The organism is Sorangium sp. So ce117, from assembly GCF_051524395.1.
Classification (GTDB): domain Bacteria; phylum Myxococcota_A; class Polyangia; order Polyangiales; family Polyangiaceae; genus Sorangium; species Sorangium cellulosum_B.
This window is the reverse complement of record NZ_CP150309.1, coordinates 9,299,026-9,318,825: the sequence shown is the minus strand read 5'-3', so window position 1 is coordinate 9,318,825 and position 19,800 is coordinate 9,299,026. Positions and strand designations below refer to the sequence as shown.

Annotated in this window: 15 protein-coding genes; 6 read left to right on the top strand and 9 right to left on the bottom strand. The window is 66.9% G+C overall.

Annotation, left to right across the window (positions count from 1 at the left end; all coding sequences use genetic code 11):
• Nucleotides 1–197: 197 nt before the first annotated feature.
• Nucleotides 198–2,297 (top strand): ATP-binding protein, encoded by a 2,100-nt coding sequence (locus WMF46_RS34910; RefSeq protein ID WP_437981150.1) that lies wholly within the window; start codon nt 198–200, stop codon nt 2,295–2,297.
• A 151-nt stretch (nt 2,298–2,448) separates the two neighbouring features.
• On the opposite strand, the gene WMF46_RS34905 is transcribed toward WMF46_RS34910, so the two are convergent.
• From WMF46_RS34905 to WMF46_RS34895, 3 genes are all read right to left on the bottom strand, one after another.
• A complete protein-coding gene (locus tag WMF46_RS34905) occupies nt 2,449–3,669 on the bottom strand; it encodes a cytochrome P450 (RefSeq protein WP_437981149.1) in 1,221 nt (406 codons plus the stop codon).
• Nucleotides 3,670–3,839: 170 nt separating this feature from the next.
• The gene (locus WMF46_RS34900; protein ID WP_437981148.1) at nt 3,840–4,520 is read right to left on the bottom strand and encodes a dienelactone hydrolase family protein; all 681 of its coding nucleotides are present in this window, start codon (nt 4,518–4,520) and stop codon (nt 3,840–3,842) included.
• Between the two features lie 32 nt (nt 4,521–4,552).
• Complete coding sequence (locus WMF46_RS34895) at nt 4,553–5,281, bottom strand: SDR family oxidoreductase (protein WP_437981147.1); 729 nt, start codon at nt 5,279–5,281, stop codon at nt 4,553–4,555.
• Between the two features lie 121 nt (nt 5,282–5,402).
• On the opposite strand from WMF46_RS34895, the gene WMF46_RS34890 reads away from it, so the two are divergent.
• Nucleotides 5,403–6,236, top strand: coding sequence for a helix-turn-helix transcriptional regulator (locus WMF46_RS34890; RefSeq protein ID WP_437981146.1), 834 nt, complete (start codon nt 5,403–5,405; stop codon nt 6,234–6,236).
• Nucleotides 6,237–6,265: 29 nt separating this feature from the next.
• Here the strand turns inward: WMF46_RS34890 and WMF46_RS34885 are convergent, their stop codons facing one another.
• On the bottom strand, nt 6,266–6,520 hold the full coding sequence (locus WMF46_RS34885; protein ID WP_437981145.1) for a hypothetical protein: 255 nt from the start codon (nt 6,518–6,520) through the stop codon (nt 6,266–6,268).
• 237 nt (nt 6,521–6,757) lie between these two features.
• On the opposite strand from WMF46_RS34885, the gene WMF46_RS34880 reads away from it, so the two are divergent.
• Nucleotides 6,758–7,225: a hypothetical protein gene (locus WMF46_RS34880; RefSeq protein WP_437981144.1), complete on the top strand. Its 468-nt coding sequence runs from the start codon at nt 6,758–6,760 to the stop codon at nt 7,223–7,225.
• A gap of 355 nt (nt 7,226–7,580) precedes the next feature.
• Complete coding sequence (locus tag WMF46_RS34875; protein WP_437981143.1) at nt 7,581–8,675, top strand: TolB family protein; 1,095 nt, start codon at nt 7,581–7,583, stop codon at nt 8,673–8,675.
• On the opposite strand, the gene WMF46_RS34870 is transcribed toward WMF46_RS34875, so the two are convergent.
• Nucleotides 8,616–9,143, bottom strand: coding sequence for a hypothetical protein (locus WMF46_RS34870; RefSeq protein ID WP_437981142.1), 528 nt, complete (start codon nt 9,141–9,143; stop codon nt 8,616–8,618). The two genes, WMF46_RS34875 and WMF46_RS34870, sit on opposite strands and share 60 nt — an antisense overlap.
• 319 nt (nt 9,144–9,462) lie before the next feature.
• Here WMF46_RS34870 and WMF46_RS34865 point away from each other — a divergent pair, with 319 nt between their 5' ends.
• Together WMF46_RS34865 and WMF46_RS34860 are read left to right on the top strand one after the other, a co-directional pair.
• Nucleotides 9,463–11,007, top strand: a complete 1,545-nt coding sequence (locus WMF46_RS34865; RefSeq protein ID WP_437981141.1) for a trypsin-like serine protease — start codon at nt 9,463–9,465, stop codon at nt 11,005–11,007.
• A gap of 411 nt (nt 11,008–11,418) precedes the next feature.
• On the top strand, nt 11,419–11,742 hold the full coding sequence (locus tag WMF46_RS34860; RefSeq protein ID WP_437981140.1) for a hypothetical protein: 324 nt from the start codon (nt 11,419–11,421) through the stop codon (nt 11,740–11,742).
• 459 nt (nt 11,743–12,201) lie between these two features.
• On the opposite strand, the gene WMF46_RS34855 is transcribed toward WMF46_RS34860, so the two are convergent.
• The 4 genes from WMF46_RS34855 to WMF46_RS34840 are packed head-to-tail and all read right to left on the bottom strand — an operon-like array spanning nt 12,202 to nt 18,785.
• A complete protein-coding gene (locus WMF46_RS34855) occupies nt 12,202–15,267 on the bottom strand; it encodes a type I restriction endonuclease subunit R (RefSeq protein WP_437987967.1) in 3,066 nt (1,021 codons plus the stop codon).
• Nucleotides 15,268–15,275: 8 nt separating this feature from the next.
• Nucleotides 15,276–15,938, bottom strand: coding sequence for a hypothetical protein (locus tag WMF46_RS34850; protein ID WP_437981139.1), 663 nt, complete (start codon nt 15,936–15,938; stop codon nt 15,276–15,278).
• The gene (locus WMF46_RS34845; protein WP_437981138.1) at nt 15,935–17,206 is read right to left on the bottom strand and encodes a restriction endonuclease subunit S; all 1,272 of its coding nucleotides are present in this window, start codon (nt 17,204–17,206) and stop codon (nt 15,935–15,937) included. The genes WMF46_RS34850 and WMF46_RS34845 overlap by 4 nt, the downstream gene beginning before the upstream one ends.
• Nucleotides 17,196–18,785, bottom strand: coding sequence for a type I restriction-modification system subunit M (locus WMF46_RS34840; RefSeq protein WP_437987966.1), 1,590 nt, complete (start codon nt 18,783–18,785; stop codon nt 17,196–17,198). The genes WMF46_RS34845 and WMF46_RS34840 overlap by 11 nt, the downstream gene beginning before the upstream one ends.
• Nucleotides 18,786–19,800: the final 1,015 nt, after the last annotated feature.

Here is a 19,800-nt window from a genome sequence, read left to right as displayed (position 1 = left end):
AGCTGGGCGGCGGCCAGCCGCTGAGACCCCGCGCGCGGGACGCGGTGCGGCGCCCCGGCGCTGGAAATTCTGCGAAATGCGGGCGCTCGGACCCGGCGGGCGTCGCCGTGGCGCCGTGCCTGCCGCGCAGTACACTGCACGGTGAAGGCAAAGGGGGTTGGCTCGGGGAAGCCCTCGGTGCCGCCCGATGGGTACACGTGCCGCCCAACCCGAAATTCGCTCTTGCGGCCGAGACGCCCGGGCAGGCGCGAGCCGGACACGCGCACCTGAGGATCCTGGCAAAAGCCGCGAGTCGGCTCGTCCTCTGCGACGAGCCTTCGGCTCTCCTCGGATCCCTCTTCGAGGAGCTGGCAAACGACCTCGGCGTCGAGCTCTACTTCAATTACATGATCGGCGACGAGCCGAATACCCTCGTCCTCGAGTCGGCCGCGGGCATCTCGCCCGAGGACGAGCGGCGATATCGGACGATCAGGTTCGGCCAGTTCATGTGCGGGACGGTGGCGGCGACCCGGATGCCCCTCATCGCCTTCGATCTCCAGCGCTCCAGCCTGGAATGCGGGTCGGAGCTGAAAAAGGCGGGCGTGCAGGCCTATGCGGGATATCCGCTCATCTCGCATGACCGACTGCTCGGGACCCTGGCCTTCGCCACCAGCAAACGCTCGCACATGAACGCCGACGAGCTCTCGCTCATGCAGACGCTGAGCGTGCAGGTGGCAGCCGTCCTCGAACGCAATCGCCTCTGCCGGAGCTTGCGCGCGAGCGAGCAGGCCGCGCAGCGCCACCTCGCGCTCCTGCAGAACGTGTATTCGACGGCCCCCGTCGGCCTCTGCTTCCTCGACCGGGATCTCCGGTACGTGAGCGTCAACGAGACGCTCGCGCGCATCACCGGTCGGCCCATCTCGGAGCACCTCGGCCGCACGCTCGGCGAGTTCATCCCCGAGGCCACGCCTTTCAAGGACCTCTGCGAGCGTGTCCTCGAGACGGGGCAGGAGGTGACGAATTGCGAGCTCCGGGTCGCGCGGCCCGAGGGGGACCACCATTGGCTGGTCAGCGTCCACCCCGTGCGCGACGAGGCGGGCACGATGCTCGGCATCAACGTCGTGGTGCAGGAGGTGACCGAACGAAAGCGGGCCGAGCAGGCGCTGCTCGAGAGCGAGCGGGCCCTCCGGGAGGCCGATCGCCGCAAGGACGAGTTCCTGGTGATGCTCGCCCACGAACTGCGCAATCCGCTCGCGCCCATTCGCACGGCCATTCAGGTCCTCGACATCACCGGCGGCGACGCGCCCGAGGCCGCCCGGACGCGCGCCATGATCGAGCGTCAGGTGGCGCACATGGCCCGGATGATCGACGATCTGCTCGACGTGTCGCGTATCGCCCGCGGCAAGATCGAGCTGCGAAGAGAGCCCTGTGATCTCGCGCGGATCGTCCGTCAGGTCACGGACGATTATGCGCCGACCTTCCGGGGCAATGGCATCGAGCTTCTGGTCTCCCTCCCGGACGAGCCGGTCTGGGCCTCCGGGGATCACACGCGCCTCGCGCAGGTCATCGGCAACCTCCTGCACAATGCGCTCAAATTCACGGACGCTGGGGGCCGCGTGGTCGCCTCCCTGGAGACGGATCCGGCGACGAACACCGCGGTGATCGTGGCGGAGGATTCGGGGATCGGCATGGATCCATCGATGATCCCGCGCGTCTTCGAGACCTTCAGTCAGGCCGACAGCAGCCTCGATCGACGGCGCGGCGGCCTCGGCCTCGGGCTCTCGCTGGTGCACAGCCTGATCGCGATGCACGGCGGATCCGTCGAGGCCCACAGCGAGGGCCCAGGGCTCGGATCGACCTTCCGCGTCCGATTGCCGCTCTCCTCCACGCCAGCTCGTTCCATCCGACGACCGGAGCCCGTCCGGCCTGCGACCGCGTCGCGGGAGGAGTCGCTCCGGGTGCTCGTGGTCGAGGACAACCGCGACACGGCGGACATCCTCAAGCAGCTGCTGGCCCTCCTCGGGTATCAGGCCGAGGTCGCGTACACGGGCCCCGCGGGGCTCGCCATGGGGCGCACGCTCGCGCCCGACGTGGTGCTCTGCGACCTCGGATTGCCGGGGATGGATGGGTATGCCCTCGCGCGGGCGCTGCGGGCCGATCCCGCCACGGCGCGGGCCTACCTCATCGCTCAGACCGGGTACGGCCACGCGGAAGATCGCCGCCGCGCCCGGGAGGCGGGGTTCGATCTGCACATGACGAAGCCGATCGATCCCATCGAGCTCGAGCGGGTCCTGTCCTCCGTCGGCACCCGCGCTTAGCCAAGACGTCCGCAAGCCAATCGTGCCGCCGGGCGCTGTTCCTACTCCGGAAACCGAAGCGTATTGATGGCGTTCCCGTCCTCCCCCGTTGTCTCGTCGCCAGACCAATCCGTCCCGCGCTGAGCGTGGAGACGGGTCGAGTCCGCCCGCTTCAGGCTGCGGGGAAGCGAACGCGCAGCGAGCTCGGCCCGCGGTCCTGCAGGTTCGAGCCGGCGTAGCTCAACGTCGGTTCGGCGAGCTCCCAGCGCGGCAGCGAGAGCAGGGCGCGCACCGACTCCTCCACTTCCATCCGGATGAGCGGGGCTCCGGGGCAGTAATGAGCGCCGCTCCCGAAGGTCAGGTGCCGGCTCTGCTGCCGGGTGATATCGAAGCGGTCCGGCTCGGAGAACAGCCCGGGATCGCGGTTCGCCGCGGCGATCATCGCGAAGACGAACTGCCCCTCGGCGACCCTGGTGCCCCGGATCTCCGTGTCCCTCGCGCACATGCGGCTGAGGGAGAGCACGGACGGCTCGAAGCGCAGGCTCTCCTCGACCGCGCCGCGGACGAGGCCTGGCGCCTCCCGGAGCTTCGCGAGCTCGGCGGGGTGGTTGAGGAGCGCGAGCACGGTGTTCGCGATCTGGTTCACGGAGGTGACGAATCCCGCGGCGACCATCTGGAAGCATTGCATGGCCGCCTCGCCCGCGAGCTCGGTGTCTCCGCCTTCTGCCTCGATGAACCTGCTCGCGACGTCTTCGCCCGGCGCCTTCCGGCGCTCCTCGACGAGCCGCATCATGTAGTCGACCATGTCACAGCAGCTCTGCTTCACCGCCCGCTTCTGCTCGTCCGAGGTGACCCCGCCGCCGGCGAGCTTCAGGAGGTCCGTCGACCATCTCATGAACTGCGGCCGATCGGCCTCGGGTATCACGAACATCTCGGCGAGCGTGTTGAGCGCGACCGCCTCGGAGAACGCCGAGACGACATCCATCTCGCCGTCGCGCCGCGCCTTCTCGGCGGCGCGCTGCACGAGCCCCACGACCCGCGGGCGCATCCACTCGACGGCCGACGGCGAGAACCCTTTCATGATGAGCTGTCGAAGCTTCGTGTGGCGCGGCGCGTCCTGAAAGAAGGCGAGCCGCGACAAGGAGTCGAACGTCTTTCTCGAGAGCTCGTCCTCGCCGAGCATGCCGAGGCTGCCGAGGATCGCCGTCGCCCGCCGCGCGGTGAAGCTCGGGTCCTTCACGAGCCCCTCGATATCGGCAGGAGCGGTGATGAGGAAGCACTGGAGCGGCTCGAAGAAGTAGACCGGCGCCTCGGTGCGGAGCCGATCGAGCGTCGGGAAGGGATCGGCGAAGAAGCGCTCGCTCGTGAGGTCGAAGCCAGAGGTGACGGCCATGGTCCTTCTTTCCTTGGTGGCGCTCGTGGCGCGGCGGAGATCCACGGCCAGGCTAGGGGATCGCCACGCCGCCGTGAAGCGGCCTGGCCACGCGCATCGATCGCCGCGCGGCGGCGGCCGAGGTGGGCGCGCGAGGCTCCGTGTAGAGCGGCCCGGCACCGCCTGACGCGTCAGCCAATGTGCGTGTGGAGGAACTCGACCGTGCGCTGCCACGCAAGCGCGGCGCTCTTCGGCTCGAACTTGGACGAATCGGTCGAGCGCATGAACGCGTGGCCGGCGTCGTAGACGTGGAGATCCATCGCGCCTCCACCGGAGCGCGCCGCCTTCTGGATCTCTTCGGCTACGGAGGGGTTCGCCCAGTCGTCCACCTTGGCGTAGTGCCCGCAGATGGGCGTCTTCACCTCGGCGAACTCCTCCGGTGCGATCCGCGGAAGACCGTAGAACGGGACCGCCGCCTCCAGGGCCGGCCGCACGTAACGTGCCGCAGCGAGGGTGAGCGCGCCACCCAAGCAGAAGCCCGCGACCGCGACCCTCCCGTTGCACCGGGGATGCGAGCGCAGGTAGCCGACCGCGTGGCCGAGCTCACGTACGGCCTTCTGGAAGTCGAAGGCGCCGATCAGCTTCGCCGCCTCCTCGTCGTTCTCGGCGAGCTTGCCGTGATAGAGGTCGGGGGCGAGCGCGAGGAAGCCCGCCTGCGCGAACTGCTGGCAGTGCGCTCGCATCACCTCGTTGAGGCCGTGCCACTCGTGGACCACGACGAGCCCCCCGACCTTGCCCGAGCCAGGCGGCTCGGAGAGGGCGCCCTTCATCTGCCCCGCGTTCCCCAGCGAAAACGTCACCATCGTCGTCATGTTGTCCTGCTCCTTTCGTCACTCACTTCTCTTCACCAGGGCACGGGGCCGCGCGCGTCGAAGAACCCGCCGGTCGGGCCGGCGTCGTCGAGGAGCGCGAGCCTCACGGACGCGCGGGCGCCTTCCTCGACGGTCTGCGTGCCGCGGTGGCCATTCAGGTCGGTCGCGGTGTAACCGGGGTCCGCGGCGTTGACCTTGATGCCCGTCGGGGCGAGCTCCTTCGCATACTGCACCGTCACCATGTTGAGCGCCGCCTTGGAGGCGGGGTACGCGATGGCGTTGAACGACGCGTACTCCCACGCTGGGTCGCCGTGGTTCGCGAGCCCGCCGAGCCCGCTCGACACCATGACGATGCGCGCCGCGGGCGACGCTCGTCGGAGCAGCGGGAGCATCGCATTCGTCACGGCGATGGCAGCGAAGACGTTGACCTCGAACACGTGGCGCACCTCGTCGAGTCGCGTCGCGCTCGGCGTGGAGCGGCCGAGGAGGATGCCCGCGTTGTTCACGAGGACATCCAGCCGCCCGAGGTCGCGCTCGATCGTGCGAGGCGCTTCGGCGACGCTCGCGGCGTCCGTCACGTCGAGCGCGATGAAGCGCGCGTCGATGCCTTCTCGGCGCAGCGCCGCAGCGGCTCGCGCGCCGCGCTCCTCGTCGCGTGCTCCGACGAGCACCGTCATGCCCGCGCGGCCGAGCTGGCGGGCGGTCTCGAGGCCGATCCCCTTGTTCGCGCCTGTGACGAGCGCTGTTCGCTGGACGTTCATGCCCTCCATCTACGACCGAGCGCCCAGAGGAGATTGGGCGATCTTGGCTCGACGCGCGTCCTTGGGGAGCAGCCCGAGAACGCCGTAGCGCCGAGAAGGGCCGCGCGGTATCGTCCTCGGCATGGACCTCTCGGCGGCGCAGCGCGGGCGGAGCCGGATCTCATTCTCAAGCCCGGCTGCGCTCCCCGGCCTCACCGTCGGGCAGTTCCGGAGCGACGGGCCCCTGTTCACCTGCGTGACGGACCGCTACGCCACCGCGCTCCACTTCAGTGGCCGCTCCGAGTGGTCGCTTCGAGGCGCGCGCTGGTCGAGCGGCCCGGGCACGATCGACGTGAAGGTCCCCGGAGAGGTCTTCGCAGAGCACGCCCGCCAAGGCGAGCGGCGGTTTCAAGTCGTGATCTTCGACGCGCGCATGGTCGACGAGGCGCGCGCGACGCTGGACTCTCCCGCGTCGCCCCCGACGGAGAACGCGCTCGGCGCGCACGACCCGCGCGCTGCACCGTTGGCGGCGTTGCATCGCTCTCTGCTTCGCGGCGACGCGACGCCTCTCGAGCTCGCGGGAGTGTCGTCCGAGGCGCTCGCCGCCCTGTGCGAGCTCACCACCATGCGCCGAGATCCGCCCCGTCCGCGCAGCGCGTGGGCTCACGCGGTGACGCGCGCGCGCGAGCTCCTCGATGCGCGGTTCACCGAATCGATCGCGCTCGACGAGCTCGCCGCCCACGCGCGACTCGACAAGTTCCGCCTCTGTCGTGCCTTCCGCGAGGAGGTCGGGCTTCCCCCGCACGCGTACGTGACCTACCGGCGCGTCGGCCTCGCAGGGGCGCTGCTCGCCCGGGGAGTCCCTCAGGCGGAGGTCGCTGCGCGCGTGGGGCTCTACGACCAGAGCCAGCTCCACCGGCATTTCAAGCGCATCGCCGGGGTGACGCCGGGGGCCTACGCCCGAGCCGCCCGCTGACTCTTTCTCCTCGACGCGCCGCGCCTCGCCTACGCCTGCCGGATCAGCCTGTCGATCTCCGGCGGGATGCAGCCGTAGCCTTCGGCGGCGAGCAAGGCGGCGTTGTGAGGCAGCCCGAGCAGGAAGCTCCGCGAATAAGGGGTGCCCTCGAGGCTCTCGAGGCGGCGGAGCAAGGGGGCGATCCCGCGGGCCATGGCGTCGCGGGCGCCGCGGAGATCGCCGATGTCGACGTACGCGCCGTGGAGGGCGAGGTAGATACTTGAATGTCGCCGGTTCAGCTGCAAGCTTGTCAGCTGAACGGCTTGGTCCTAAGGCGATACTCTGCCTTTGACGCGCGATGCCCAAACACTCGGATGGAAACAACATACTCTAGCTACTATCTATTCGGACGCTCACATGGGGATCCGATATGGATCTGGAAGAACTGGCAGCATGTCGTGCCGCTCCTTCAGACCGTGGTCAGCCTAAGTTCGGGGGTTCCAACTATTGGGACAAGGCTGCAGGATAGCAATGGGGTTCCCGTGAAGTTCGGCAGAATGATCTGGAGCCTCAAGCATAATGAAAAGTGGGCTACCCAATGCGCCGACGCGGATTGTCAGTTTTTTGACACGGAGATAGCATTCCCGTCTCGCAGCAAATGCCACAAGACGCGCGGCCTGGAGCCCGAAGTTCTGATCTTCGTGGAGAATGGCAATCTATTGAAGAGCGCCGACCGTAACGTGGATCAGACCATCATCATGCATATTTCCAATGATAGGATGGATGCGGATGCGCTATCTGCCGTCGCCGCGAGTGTCGACGGCATTCGTCGATTGTTGAACAGCCAAGTTGCCGGAGAGTTGAAGCGCCCATCGGCTTTCCCATCCAAGTATGGGATGGGGTATACCGACGCTATCTGGAATGGTGCTCATGGGGTTCTAAATGCCGAGGGTACGGATTTTGGTGAGGAATTCAAGAGCTATGGGATTACTAGGTTAGAGGACGTCTGAGCGTTTAGGTCTTCGATTGATGGTCCGTTCTCGATGTGAAACGTCGGGTGAATAGACGTTCGGAATCTTGGAGAGAAAGCGGCCGATAGGACAAGTAAACGCGTTCCGCAAAGTCAAGATTCGCGGAGCCGTTCCTGACTCGTGCAGTCCGATTGTGCGAGCTCATTGAAAGAACGGGCATCGCGACGAGGAGACCTCGAGCCTGGATCTGCTCGAGACCCTGCAGACCGACGACTTGGTCCTCGTGTAACGCCGGACACGCCGCGCGGGCGGCCGGCCGCGGCACCCACAGTGCCGGAACCCTCGAGGGGGCGAAATGGGCCATGGCACGCGCGCTGCACGAGCGCGCCGCCGCATGGCCTTCACGAAGTTCGCGCTCCTCTTGAGTTTCCTCGGCACCGGCGCTTGCGCCCCCCACTTCGAGTCAGCTCCCCCCGCGGCGAACCCGAGCGCGGCACCTCCCTCCTCGTCGAGCGTTGGGCGCGCCCCGGAGCTTCCGCCCTCGCTGCCGCCGCTCCCGCTCGAGTCCCCGCCGCGCGCGCCGAGCGCCCCTGACACCAGTGTCGAACCCGACCCCACGGGAGCAGAGCTGGCGGAGATCATCGCGGCCCGGTTGTTGGAGGGTGAAGCCGCGCCGGGTTCATCGGGTCTGCCCGCGCCGCGCTCCGAGAGAGACAACAATCCCTTTGCGCTCGTGCGACCGGCCGACGAGATCGCGGCGGAGGGACCCGAGTTCGTCCTCTCGCCGAGCGGTCGCGAGTTCGCCTTCGTGCGTGCCGAGGGCGGGAAGTACCCCGAGCTCTGGATCGCGGACCGCGACGGCGACAACGCTCGCCTCCTGGTCGATCTATCGGTGACCGAGAGCACGCTGGTCGATGGCGAACGAGGGACGATCCCGAGCGAGAGCCTGTTCGCTCCGTCGTTCTCGGCGGACGGCCGGAGCCTCTACTTCCAGACCGACGGCTGGGCGACGTCGCTCGCGCTCTACTCGGTCCGTTCGAACGGCGGGGGAGTGCGCTTCGTGAAGGACGCGAACGGCTACTTCGTGATCCGGCAATGCCGCCGCCGCTCGCTCGTGGGTAGCCTGATCGCTTACCGGCATTCGTACTCGGAGCTTCCGGCGAGCGCGGTCGATTGGTACTTCTTGCTCGACCCGGGGGGCAAACAGCTCGGCGTCGTTGGTGACGGGCCCGAAAGCGTGGATCGCTTTCTGGAGAAGGCTTGCGGGCTCGGCCGAGCGCCGGAAGAGCTCAAAGGTTTCCCGGGTTGCGACGGTCAGGTGCTTCGCTACGAGCCCAAGCGCTTCCTCGACGGGGGCGTGCTCGAGCTCTTTTATTGGGTCTCGATCAAGGACGCGCGCCGGCCTTTCAATCAGTGGTCCGAGGATTGGCTAGGCCCGCTCGGGGTCGAGGAGGCCCGGGCAACCCTCGAGGAGAACTGCGCGAAGTAGCGCTCGGCCACAGAGCTGCAGAAGAAGCAGGGCGAGCTCACGCAGCCGATCTTCCAGAAGGCGATGGGCCTGATCCGCCGCGTCGCGACCCAGCAGGGTTACGATATGATCGTCGACAAGCAGGCCGTCGACATCGATCGCAAATGTGCGGCGCAAGAGCTCGGCGCGGTTTGTCGACCGTTCGATAGCCGCGACGCTTGCGTTTCGAAGCGGCGTCATCGTCCGCCTTCGTAGGCTCTTCTGGCTTCGCAGGGCCCGGTCCGATGCGCTTGCGCGCCAACGTGGGCGACTTGCCGAGGCGAGCACGCCAGCGTACTTGACGGTGTGAAAGCGCGGCGGCGGGACGCTGGCCGCGAGGCGGCACAGGAGCGAGAGCGGATCCATGTCCACCGCGACGGTCCCGTCAGCGGTGGGACCGGTGCGGTCGGCACCTGCGAGGATCTGCGGGGACGAGGTTGCGGACGCCACGTTCCCAACATGCCTATCCTCCCTGTTTCCCGTCGAGGTCATGGGTGCTCTGTTTCGCAGCGAGCTCCTCGCCGCGCTCGACCTGGCCATCCAGCGCGGCGGCGTCACCTCGCAGCCGACAACCACGCACTCGCGCCCACATCAGGATCGCCCTCGCGGCCGTGTGCGCGGGCGGCGCGGTGATGCGCCGAAACTCGCGGCCTCAACCGGCGTAGTAGAAGCCGAACGACGCCACGGGTCGGCGCGTTCGAGGGCGCGAGGGGGGGTAGCACTGATCATCCCCCCTCCGCGGCGACATCATCTCCAAAGGAAGCCTGTCATGAAGAACCTTCTCGTGTGCCTCCCTTTGATCACTCTCTTCTCCGCCGGCTGCGCGCTCGAATCGAGCAGCGTTCCCGAGGCGTCGGTCGACGAGCCGATCGACGTCGCGAGCGCGCCAATCCAGGGGGGCGAAAGGGACTACGGCGATCCTGCAATCGTGAGAGTCTTACCAGTCAGCTGCACGGGGACGCTGATCGCGCCCCGGTGGGTGCTCACCGCGAAGCACTGCCTGGGTCGCGTGTCGACCGTGCTGACGAACGGCACCATCTCGACCGCTGTCGTCGAGACCTTCCCGCATCCCAGCGCGGGGGTGGACCAAGCGCTCCTCTATCTCGCCGATCCGGTCTTGTCCGTCATGCCCCTCCCGTACAATACGTCCACGCAGCCCGCCGTCGGAACGCGCTGCAAGGTCGCCGGATACGGGATCCACAACAACCCAGACGGCACGATTACTGGGGGCGCGAAGTATTGGGGGTATGTGGACGTTACGCTTTCTTCTCCCACCGGTTATATGGAAGCAACGTTCGGCACCGCGATCCCCGACAAGGGCGATTCCGGAGGCCCGCTCATTTGCACGAACGCCGCCTTCCCGCAGGGCAGCGTGACCGCCGTGGTCACGGGCCACAACGACGGCGACTGGCCGGCACACCGCGTCGAAGGCTTCTCAGCGGTCGCAGCGACGTGGATTCGCGACACGGTGGATAACCACGCCCCGGTGCCGATCCACAAGGGAACGACCTTCAGCCCCGAGACCAACGGCGTCTGGCAGCTGGTCGACTACGATCACGATGGCATCCCCGACCTGACGTACATCAAGACCAGCAACACGACCAGCGGCAGAGTCGAGGTGTTCGTCGCGTCCGGGGCGTCGGGCTACCAGAGCCGCACCCTCGCGACCGCGACCACCTTCGGCGCCGAGACCAACGGCGTCTGGCAGCTGGTCGACTACGATCACGATGGCATCCCCGACCTGACGTACATCAAGACCAGCAACACGACCAGCGGCAGAGTCGAGGTGTTCGTCGCGTCCGGGGCGTCGGGCTACCAGAGCCGCACCCTCGCGACCGCGACCACCTTCGGCGCCGAGACCAACGGCGTCTGGCAGCTGGTCGACTACGATCACGATGGCATCCCCGACCTGACGTACATCAAGACCAGCAACACGACCAGCGGCAGAGTCGAGGTGTTCGTCGCGTCCGGGGCGTCGGGCTACCAGAGCCGCACCCTCGCGACCGCGACCACCTTCGGCGCCGAGACCAACGGCGTCTGGCAGCTGGTCGACTACGATCACGATGGCATCCCCGACCTGACGTACATCAAGACCAGCAACACGACCAGCGGCAGAGTCGAGGTGTTCGTCGCGTCCGGGACGTCGGGCTACCAGATCCGTGTCCTCTCGACCCCGACCCCCTTCAGGCCCGAGGCCGACGGTGTCTGGCAGCTCGTCGATTACGATCAGGATGGCACCTTCGACCTCGCCTTCATCAAGACCAGCAACACGGGGAGCGGTACGGTCGAGGTCCACGTCGCCCCTGTGGAGTAGCTGCGCGGCGCGGATCGGAAAAGCAAACGTCGGGTGGATGTCAAGCAATTCGGATCCTCCAGGCGGAACCGGGCCAGTTGACATCACCGTCCTTCTGCGATGGGGTCCGCTCCGCCTTGAAGTCTTCGTGGATCCGATGGGTTAGCCCGAGGCGAGTCGGCTTCGGGAGCTCGGTTTCCAGAGCTGAGTAAGCATCCCCCGGCAGAGCCGGGGGCTTTCGGAGCGGGGGCCCCTCAAAGGGGCCGGGAAGCGGACCAAAGGGCGGCACGCGACGCTTTCTTCTCTGGCGCCTCAGGCCGTGGTCGCTCCTGCCCATCGAAGGCCCACCAGGTCCTGCCACCCCAAAGCATCGCTTGCCGCACCGCCTGTCGGGCACGGTCTCGCAAGCGCAACCAGACGGATGCAGCCAGGATGTCGCCCAAGGACGAATTTGCGGTGCCGAACGGTCGCGATCGGTTTGATCTGCCGGCATTTGGGGCGGGCATGACGACGGATCGCACCCGTTCGGAGGGCATGGACCCAACCCGGGCCCAACCGCCAGGCCTGGGGTTCGACGAGATCGCGCCTACCAATCCCTCCCCTCGGCCCTCCCTCGTCGCGTCGCTCGCCGAGACCCTGACCCGCGCCGTCGCACTTGGTGATGAGGAGGCAGCCCGGGTCATTCACGAGGCGATCGGTCGGCTGCTCGGCTTGGCGCCAGCACCGGAGGGGCGAGCAAGCTCGCGCCGACAGTAGCCCGCCGCATCGGGACGCCCAGTCTTACACGCCGCTGGAACGTGGAGGCCTCGGTCGCCGTGCTCCAGTGCGAGCGACAGCGGTGCGGGTTGTGCGCCCGCCCGAGGAGGGGCAGCTGTCCGTCGCGGATGCGCTGGCCCACAACGCCGGCGGGAGCGGGCGCCCCCGTCCACGGCGAGGCCCAGGTGCGCGCCCTGCTAAAGCTGAATCGAACCCAGGATACTGTTGTTCCCTCCCTTGCCCCGAGGCACCAGTGAGCACGCCGCGAGGGCGCGCCGCGGGGCAGTATGTCGAGGTGTCGCTCGCGAAGGCCCCACCGAAGAAGAATGCGCCAGAAAGGGACGAAGTCGTCGGACACGCGAAAGGCGTTCTTCGCGCGCGAGGCGCGGAGGAAGAAGGGGGGTTGACCCACTCGTTAACCGAACTCCGCGCGTCAGCGAGGGACCCGAGCCCCGCGCATCAGCTCGCGTCCAACCAGTTCTCCGACAACAGCTCGGCCTGCTCGAGCACGGTCGTCGTCGCCGCCTCCTGCTTGTCCGGCGGGTACCCGTGCTTGCGCAAGATCCGCTTCACGATGACCCGCAGCTTGGCCTTCACAGACTCCTTCTGCGTCCAGTCGATGGTAACGTTCCGTTTCACCAGATCGACCAGCTCGCGCGCCATGAACCGGAGGTTGTCGTCGCCCAGCGCCTCGCGGGCGCTCTCGTTGTCGGCCAGTGCATCGTAGAACGCCACCTCGTCCGACGACAGGCCGAACGCCTCGTCGCGCGCCTTGGCGGCCTTCATCTCGCGGGCAATCTCGATCAGCGCGTCGATTACCTCCCGGGCACCGATGGCGCGGCTTCGGTAGCGGCTGATGGCTTCGTCGAGCATCTTCGCGAACGAGCGGGCCTGGACCACGTTGCGCCGTGAGGTGGTCTTCACCTCGTCGTCGAGCAGCTTCCGGAGGAGCTCGGCGGCGAGGTTCTGCTGTGGCAGGGCGCTGAGCTCGGCCAGGAACTCGTCCGACAGGATGGAGATGTCCCGCCGCTTGAGCCCCGCGGCGCCCAGGAGATCGATCACCTCATCAGAGGCAATAGCCTTCGAGACGAGCTGGCGAATGGCGTGTTCCATCGCGCCCGAAGATCGCCGCTCGGTCACGGTCGACTTCACGAGCCCGGCGCGCACGGCCTGGAAGAACCCCACGTCGTCGCGGATCGCCAGCACCTCCGGACGGGGCACCGCCAGGGCGAAGAGGCGCGACAGCTTGGATACGGCCTGGAGCAGGCGCTCCCTGCCGTCTTCCAACCCCAGGATGTGGTCCGCGCCACCGGCCAGGAGCGACATGCGTTCGGCCGCCTCGCCGCGTGCCCAGCCCGACCAGTCGAAGCCGTGGAACAGGCCGACACAGACCTCGTACGTGGCGAGCGCCTCGCGTACCGCGGTCGCCTGGGTCACTGCCGTGTCGCCTTGGCCCCCACTCTCGCGGTAGGTCTGGAGCGCATCCTTGAGCTCGGCGCCGATGCCCTGGTAGTCGACCACGAGCCCGCCGGGCTTGTCGCGAAAGACGCGGTTCACGCGCGCGATGGCCTGCATCAGCGAATGCCCGCGCATGGGCTTGTCGATGTACATCGTGTGCAAGCACGGCGCGTCGAAGCCGGTGAGCCACATGTCGCGCACGATGACCATCTGGAAGGGGTGCGCCGGGTCCTTGAAGCGCAGGGCGAGCTTCTTGAGCCGCCCCTTCGTACGGATGTGGGGCTGGAGCGCCGCGGCGTCGGCCGCGCTCCCGGTCATGACGACCTTCATCGCTCCGGCGTCGTCGTCGTCGCGGTGCCAGTCCGGCCTCAGCTTGCGGATCGCCTCGTAGAGGTCGACGCAGATCCGGCGGCTCATGCACACCACCATGGCCTTGCCCTCCATGACGGAGAGCCGGTCCTCGAAGTGCGCCACGAGATCCTTCGCGAGCCGCTCGATCCGCTCCTCGGTCCCGACCAGCACCTCGAGCGCGGCCCACCTGGTCTTGAGCTTCTCTTTACCCTCGATCTCCTCCCCCTCGGTTGCCTCATCGAAGTCATCGTCGAGCCTTGGCCGCGCGCTGGCGTCGATGCGCAGCGGCACCAGGCGCGCCTCGTAGAAGATGGGCACCGTGGCCCCGTCCTCCACGGCGCGGGCGATGTCGTACACGCTGATGTGGTCGCCGAACACTGCCCGCGTGCTCTTGTCGCCGAGCTCGATGGGCGTTCCTGTGAAGCCGATGAACGATGCGTTCGGCAGCGCGTCGTGCAGGTGCCGGGCGAAGCCGTCGATGAAGTCGTACTGGCTCCGGTGGGCCTCGTCCGATATGACGACTACGTTTCGGCGGTCGGTGAGCTCGGGGAACTCTCCGCCCTTCTGGTCGGGGAACAGCTTCTGGATCGTGGTGAACACCACCCCACCGGACCCCGTGTCCAGGAGCTCCTTGAGGTGCGGCCGGTCCCGCGCCTGCACCGGATCCTGCCGGATGAGCTCCTTGCAGCGAGCGAAGGTGTCGAAGAGCTGTTGATCGAGATCGTTTCGATCGGTGATCACCACGATGGTCGGGTTTCGCATCTCGGGATGAACCACGAGCCGGCCCGCATAGAATGCCATGGTAAGGCTTTTGCCCGACCCCTGCGTGTGCCACACGACGCCCACGCGTCGGTCGCCTTTGGGTCGGCTCGCTTCGAGCGTGGCCTCCAGCGCGCGCTCGACCGCGTGGACCTGATGGTAGCCGGCCACCTTTTTAACGACCGACTCGCCGTCGTCCTCGAACACGGTGTAGTGGCGGATGAGGTCGAGAAGCCGCCGCGGAGCGAGCGCGCCGCGGATGAGCACCTCGAGCTGGGTCATCGTCGCCGGCGCCAGATCCTCCCCGTCGATGGTGCGCCAGAGGAGGAACCGTTCGAATCCGGATGAGAGGGTGCCGACTCGTGCGCCGAATCCGTCGGAGATCGCGAGGAGGGCATTGTAGGCGAAGAGATCGGGCAGCTCGTTCTGATAGGTCTGGAGCTGGCGGTAGGCATCGAGCACCGTCGCGTCCTCGTCGGCGGCGTTCTTGAGCTCGACGATCACGACCGGGAGGCCGTTGAGGAACAGCACGACGTCGACCCGGCGCGAGTGGTGGCCAGACGAGAAGGTCACCTGGTTCGTCGCGAGCCAGTCGTTCTCGGTCGCGTCCTCGAAATCGGCGAGGCGCACGGGAGCGTAGCCGATCGACCCGTCTTCGCCCTGATACTCGACCGTCACGCCGTGCGCGAGGTGGTGCCAGGCGGCGTGGTTGGCGTCGACCAGCAACGGCGACGAGACGTCGAGCACTTTGCGGATCGCCTCGTCCCGCGCTTCGGCGGGGACGCCGGGGTTCAGACGGAGCACCGCATCACGGAGCCGGCCTTCGAGCACCACCTGATCGGTTCGTTGCCTCTCGGCGCCGGCATCGCCTGGGGTCAGGGCCGAGCTGGGGACCACGACATAGCCCGCATCCTCGAGCCAGGCGAGCGCGGCGTCCTCGACGACCGACTCGTTCATGGGGGTGGTCACTCGTCGCCCTCATCGTCCGGCTCGCCACCGGCGCAGAGCTTGGCCCCGATCGCCTTGTAGGCATCATGGTCGAGTTCGTAGAGCACGTCGCTTGCGTAGTAGGAGGAGGTTCGGGTGAACTTGATCATACCGAACCTGGCGTCGATCGCCTTATCGTAGTCCAGCTGCGGCTGGGGTTTTGGTTTCTTGGGTCCCGTCAAGGTCGCAATCTCGTCTTCGATTTCCTTCTCAACGTCAACCACGTCGAAAAGCAACCCGAAGATCCAGATAGCAGCCTCGCGAATGGTCTTGACGGCCCGGCGCCCCGGCACGCCGCCCGTGCCCCCGTGATACTGCTCGTTGCGCTGATTATGCGCCCAGACGATGTCTGTTCGCTCCACCTTCCATGGCAGACCCCCACGCCGACGCAGGTCCGCTTCGATGAAGTCGAGCTTGGTGTGGTAGTTCTTCTGCCATTTCTCCACGTCGGCGTTCTGGTACGTCACATTCCCGCGATGGATCGGGCTCAGCATCAGATAGGCGGTGACGGATACCTCGACCGCGTTGTCGAAGCTGATGAGCGCCATGCTCCGGTCGATGTCCTCACCCGCGCGGAGATGTCCCTCAGCGTGGACGATGAGATCGAACGGTCCACGGGCCCAATTGCGAACCGTGCTCATGAGCGAACCTCGCTGGAGAGGAAGCGTTCCGCGTCGGGGATGCGGAGGGAGCCGGAGAGGAGCTTGGGAAGGAGGGTGTCGCGCGCCTCGGTCAACGTGGTCGCCTGGCGTTCGTTGAGCTCGATCCGGTTTACGACGGGGCGTAATGAACGATCGAGTTCCCGCTGCGCCGCCGGGCTTGGCAGAGTCATGCGCATGCGTCGTTGGTCTCGTAGGTTGACATAGAGGGCCATGTCTGTTTGCCCTGACACGGCCGCGACCTGATCAAGAAAGGCGCTGCTGCGCATCCAGCAGAGGAGAAATATCGGGTTCAAGCGCTCGTGATCGAGCGATCGCCAAAAGCACAGCTGGGGAGAGTACACAAACCGCCGGGTCGTGGGATACACGACAGCAAACCGGCCCACTGTCCCTTTCGAGGTGAATACGACGTCCCAGGGCTCGGACACCTTGTCGCCCGCCGTGCGGATGGCCTCCTCGCCTAACAGATCCTGGTCACCGAAGCGAAATCCGTTGTTCACGTTGCCAGCGCGAGCGAAGGGAATGCCATCGGAAGCCATCTCCGAGAGCTTGGCCCGGTAACCGTCTCCGATCTGGAGCACGCGAGCATCCACAAGTGTCTGGATGGACGTGTGCTCGGCATTGGCTCCTAACGACCGAACGAACCACGATTTGAAGAGCGCCCGCGCCGTCTCCTCCAGCGTCTGGTTCATGCGGCGAAGCAGGTCGATCTTGTCGTCGAGCGTGCCGAGGATGTGCGCGATAGTCCGCTGCTGTTGTATCGGTGGGTACCTCACAGGAAACCGACCCAAGACATCGGTGTTCAAGTTTGGCATGACTGCGCCGACGGCATGGCTGCGAAGCCAAGCGAAGCTTTCCGAAGAGTTGAGATAGAACGAGAGGAACTCTGGGTCTACCTCATCACCGACGAGACGCAGGAGGATGGCCCCGGTTCCGCAGAGCGCGCCCTCATCCTCGGCAGCCACCAGGGCCGAAAGGCCGGTCGCCTGGGCACCTCGCCTCGCGAAAAGGATGTCCCCTTTTTTGAGCACGTGCCGAGCGAGTCGTTCAACAACATCGTCCGATACCCTGGGCAGTCGATTCCGAATGATCCTCCGCTGCCCAATCGCTTCCGTTAGGATCACCGGCGTACCAGCGATCCCATATTCATGCGCGTGGAGCTGGGAGCCAAAGGGGCCTGTCTGAAGGTGCGCTCTGCCTGTGTCGCGAAGTTCTCCCAGCGTGGTGTCGGTCCAACCGTCAGTCGCCATATCCAAGCCCTTCGAGATTTTTCTTGATCGCCTTGTCGAGCTTTGCTCCTTCCGCCATCTGCTCCCGCAGCGTCGCCGCGAGCCGCTTCATCTTCTCTTCGAATGGCTCGGCTTCGTCCTCTGCCTCCTCCGCGCCCACGTACCTCCCCGGCGTGAGCACGTGCTGGTGCGCTCGGATCTCATCCAGCGTCGCGACCTTGCAGAAGCCCAGCTCGTCGGCATACTTCGCGGTCTTGCCCGACCCATCTCCCCGGAAAGCGTGGTAGGTACCCGCGATCTTCGAGACGTCATCCGCCGTGAGCTCGCGCTGCACGCGGCTCACCATCGTGCCGAGCTTGCGGGCGTCGATGAACAGCACCTTCCCGGTGCGGTTCTTCATCTTCCTGCCCTTCTCGCCGAGCCCGTTCTTCTTGTCGCGTGCCAGGAACCATAGACACACCGGGATCTGCGTCGAGAGAAAGAGCTGCCCCGGCAGCGCCACCATGCAGTCGACGAGGTCCGCCTCGACCAGGGCCTTGCGGATCTCACCTTCGCCCGACTGCTGCGAAGACATGCTCCCGTTCGCCAGCACGAAACCGGCGACGCCCGCAGGCGCGAGGTGGTGAAGGAAATGCTGCACCCAGGCAAAGTTGGCGTTGCCGGTTGGGGGTGTGCCGTACTTCCAGCGGAGGTCGTCGCGCAGTCGCTCGCCCCCCCAGTCCGAGTCGTTGAATGGCGGGTTCGCCAGGATGTAGTCGGCCTTCAGATCCTTGTGCAGATCGCGGTGGAAGCTGTCGGCCCACTCGACACCGAGGTTGGCGTCGATGCCTCGGATGGCGAGGTTCATCTTGGCGAGGCGCCAGGTGGTCGGGTTCGACTCCTGCCCGAAGATGCTGATGTCGCCCACGCGCCCGCCGTGCGCCTCGACGAACCGCTCACTTTGCACGAACATGCCGCCGGAGCCGCAGCACGGGTCGAAGACGCGGCCCTTGTAGGGCGCGAGCATCTCAACCAGCAGCTCGACGACCCACTTGGGCGTGTAGAACTGGCCGCTCTTCTTTCCCTCGGCAGCTGCGAACTGGCCCAGGAAGTACTCGTACACGTGTCCGAGCACGTCGCGTGATCGGTTTGCCTTGTCCCCGAACGCGATGTTGCCGACGAGGTCGAGCACCTCGCCGAGTCGCCGCTTGTCGAGCGCTGGCCGCGCATAGTCTTTCGGCAAGACGCCCTTGAGCGAGGGGTTGTCGTGCTCGATGGCCCGCATCGCGTCGTCCACGAGCTGCCCGATCTTGGCCTGCTTGGCGTTGTCGAGCAGGTACCGCCACCGCGCCTCCTTGGGCACCCAGAAGACGTTCTCGGCCCGATACTCGTCCGGATCCTCCGGGTCGGCGCCCGAGCCTTTCTCAGCCTCAAGCGCGGCGTGCTTGGCATCGAAGGCGTCGGAGATGTACTTGAGGAAGATGAGCCCCAGGACGACGTGCTTGTACTCGGAGGCGTCGAGGTTGTTCCGCAGCTTGTCGGCCGCGGCCCAGAGGTCGGCCTTGTAGTCGCGCGGTGCGTCATTTCCGTTGGTCGGCTTCGGCGGATTGAACTTGGCCATGACTTTGACGGGCGGAGCGTAAGGCATGGTGCTCCTCGGCTCAACGCTGGCGGTGGCTTCGAGCTCGCCAAACCGGAAAGCGGAGGCCCCGAACCCGAAGACAACCCCGCCGATGGTGGGCATGATCGCGCCGAACCAGGGCGAGATCACCCCGAATGTGGGCATCGTCGCGGCGCCCCAGGGCAGCGCTGGGACGGCTGGGTGCACGATCGGCTTCCCGCTGCTGTGCCATGATCACCTCGACGAGCGGGCGGCGGAGTACCGCAGCAACGCGGGTGCCGACGAGGCCAGGACGTCGAAGGCTCATTCCTCCGCCTGCCGCCGCCAAGTCGAGCGCCTGGGTCGGTGGGCGCTGCGCGAGCGAGTGCGTTTGCACCGAACCTGCGGCGCGGGCTGCGGCGGCGGGGCACACGTCGGCCTCGACGCCGGCGTCGCGGGCGCTACGGGGCCTCGCTTGCGGCGCTCACGCCGCTTCGCAGCTCTGGCTGCGCGCTCGCGCGAGCGGGGGCGAATCGGTCAGCAGCCCGAGATGCGCGAGCAGGGCGACGGTGCGCCCTACGCTCGGAGATGTCGGCCACGAGCCTCCGCCGGCCACCGCAAGGGCACACAAGCACCTCCTCGAGGCACATCCTTTGGAGCAAGCTGGCCTAGTCGATGCGCGCCCCGGCGGGCTTCGCGACCCCTGTGCCGAGGCGGGGGCGTGAGCCGCTCGGCGTGGCCGGTTCCGCCCGACGAGCTCGCGGAGGACGCCCGTGGTGCCGACGAGAGACGGGGACGTCGCGTCGGGCGTCTTCGTCTTCATGGGCTTCCTCTGCGTCGGCTCCGGCGGCGACCTGGTCGCGCTCGCCGCCGGCAGGCGCGACACGAACTGGATCGGGTCCAGTCGGGGCACCTGCGGCGCTACAGCGGGTGCACCACCGCCCAGTCCCCGCGTCTCCCGAAGCTCATGCGGGCTCAACTCCCCCGGGTCTCGTGCCCGAGCGATGCACCAGCTCGGCGCAGGCGAGGTCCCAGC

Bases quoted from the DNA above. Each gene is read 5' to 3' on its own strand.
- WMF46_RS34905 (WP_437981149.1), bottom strand. From the start codon at position 3,669: ATGGCCGTCACCTCTGGCTTCGACCTCACGAGCGAGCGCTTCTTCGCC.
- WMF46_RS34900 (WP_437981148.1), bottom strand. From the start codon at position 4,520: ATGACGACGATGGTGACGTTTTCGCTGGGGAACGCGGGGCAGATGAAG.
- WMF46_RS34895 (WP_437981147.1), bottom strand. From the start codon at position 5,281: ATGAACGTCCAGCGAACAGCGCTCGTCACAGGCGCGAACAAGGGGATC.
- WMF46_RS34890 (WP_437981146.1), top strand. From the start codon at position 5,403: ATGGACCTCTCGGCGGCGCAGCGCGGGCGGAGCCGGATCTCATTCTCA.
- WMF46_RS34875 (WP_437981143.1), top strand. From the start codon at position 7,581: ATGGCCTTCACGAAGTTCGCGCTCCTCTTGAGTTTCCTCGGCACCGGC.
- WMF46_RS34865 (WP_437981141.1), top strand. From the start codon at position 9,463: ATGAAGAACCTTCTCGTGTGCCTCCCTTTGATCACTCTCTTCTCCGCC.
- WMF46_RS34860 (WP_437981140.1), top strand. From the start codon at position 11,419: ATGTCGCCCAAGGACGAATTTGCGGTGCCGAACGGTCGCGATCGGTTT.
- WMF46_RS34855 (WP_437987967.1), bottom strand. From the start codon at position 15,267: ATGAACGAGTCGGTCGTCGAGGACGCCGCGCTCGCCTGGCTCGAGGAT.
- WMF46_RS34850 (WP_437981139.1), bottom strand. From the start codon at position 15,938: ATGAGCACGGTTCGCAATTGGGCCCGTGGACCGTTCGATCTCATCGTC.
- WMF46_RS34845 (WP_437981138.1), bottom strand. From the start codon at position 17,206: ATGGCGACTGACGGTTGGACCGACACCACGCTGGGAGAACTTCGCGAC.
- WMF46_RS34840 (WP_437987966.1), bottom strand. From the start codon at position 18,785: ATGGCCAAGTTCAATCCGCCGAAGCCGACCAACGGAAATGACGCACCG.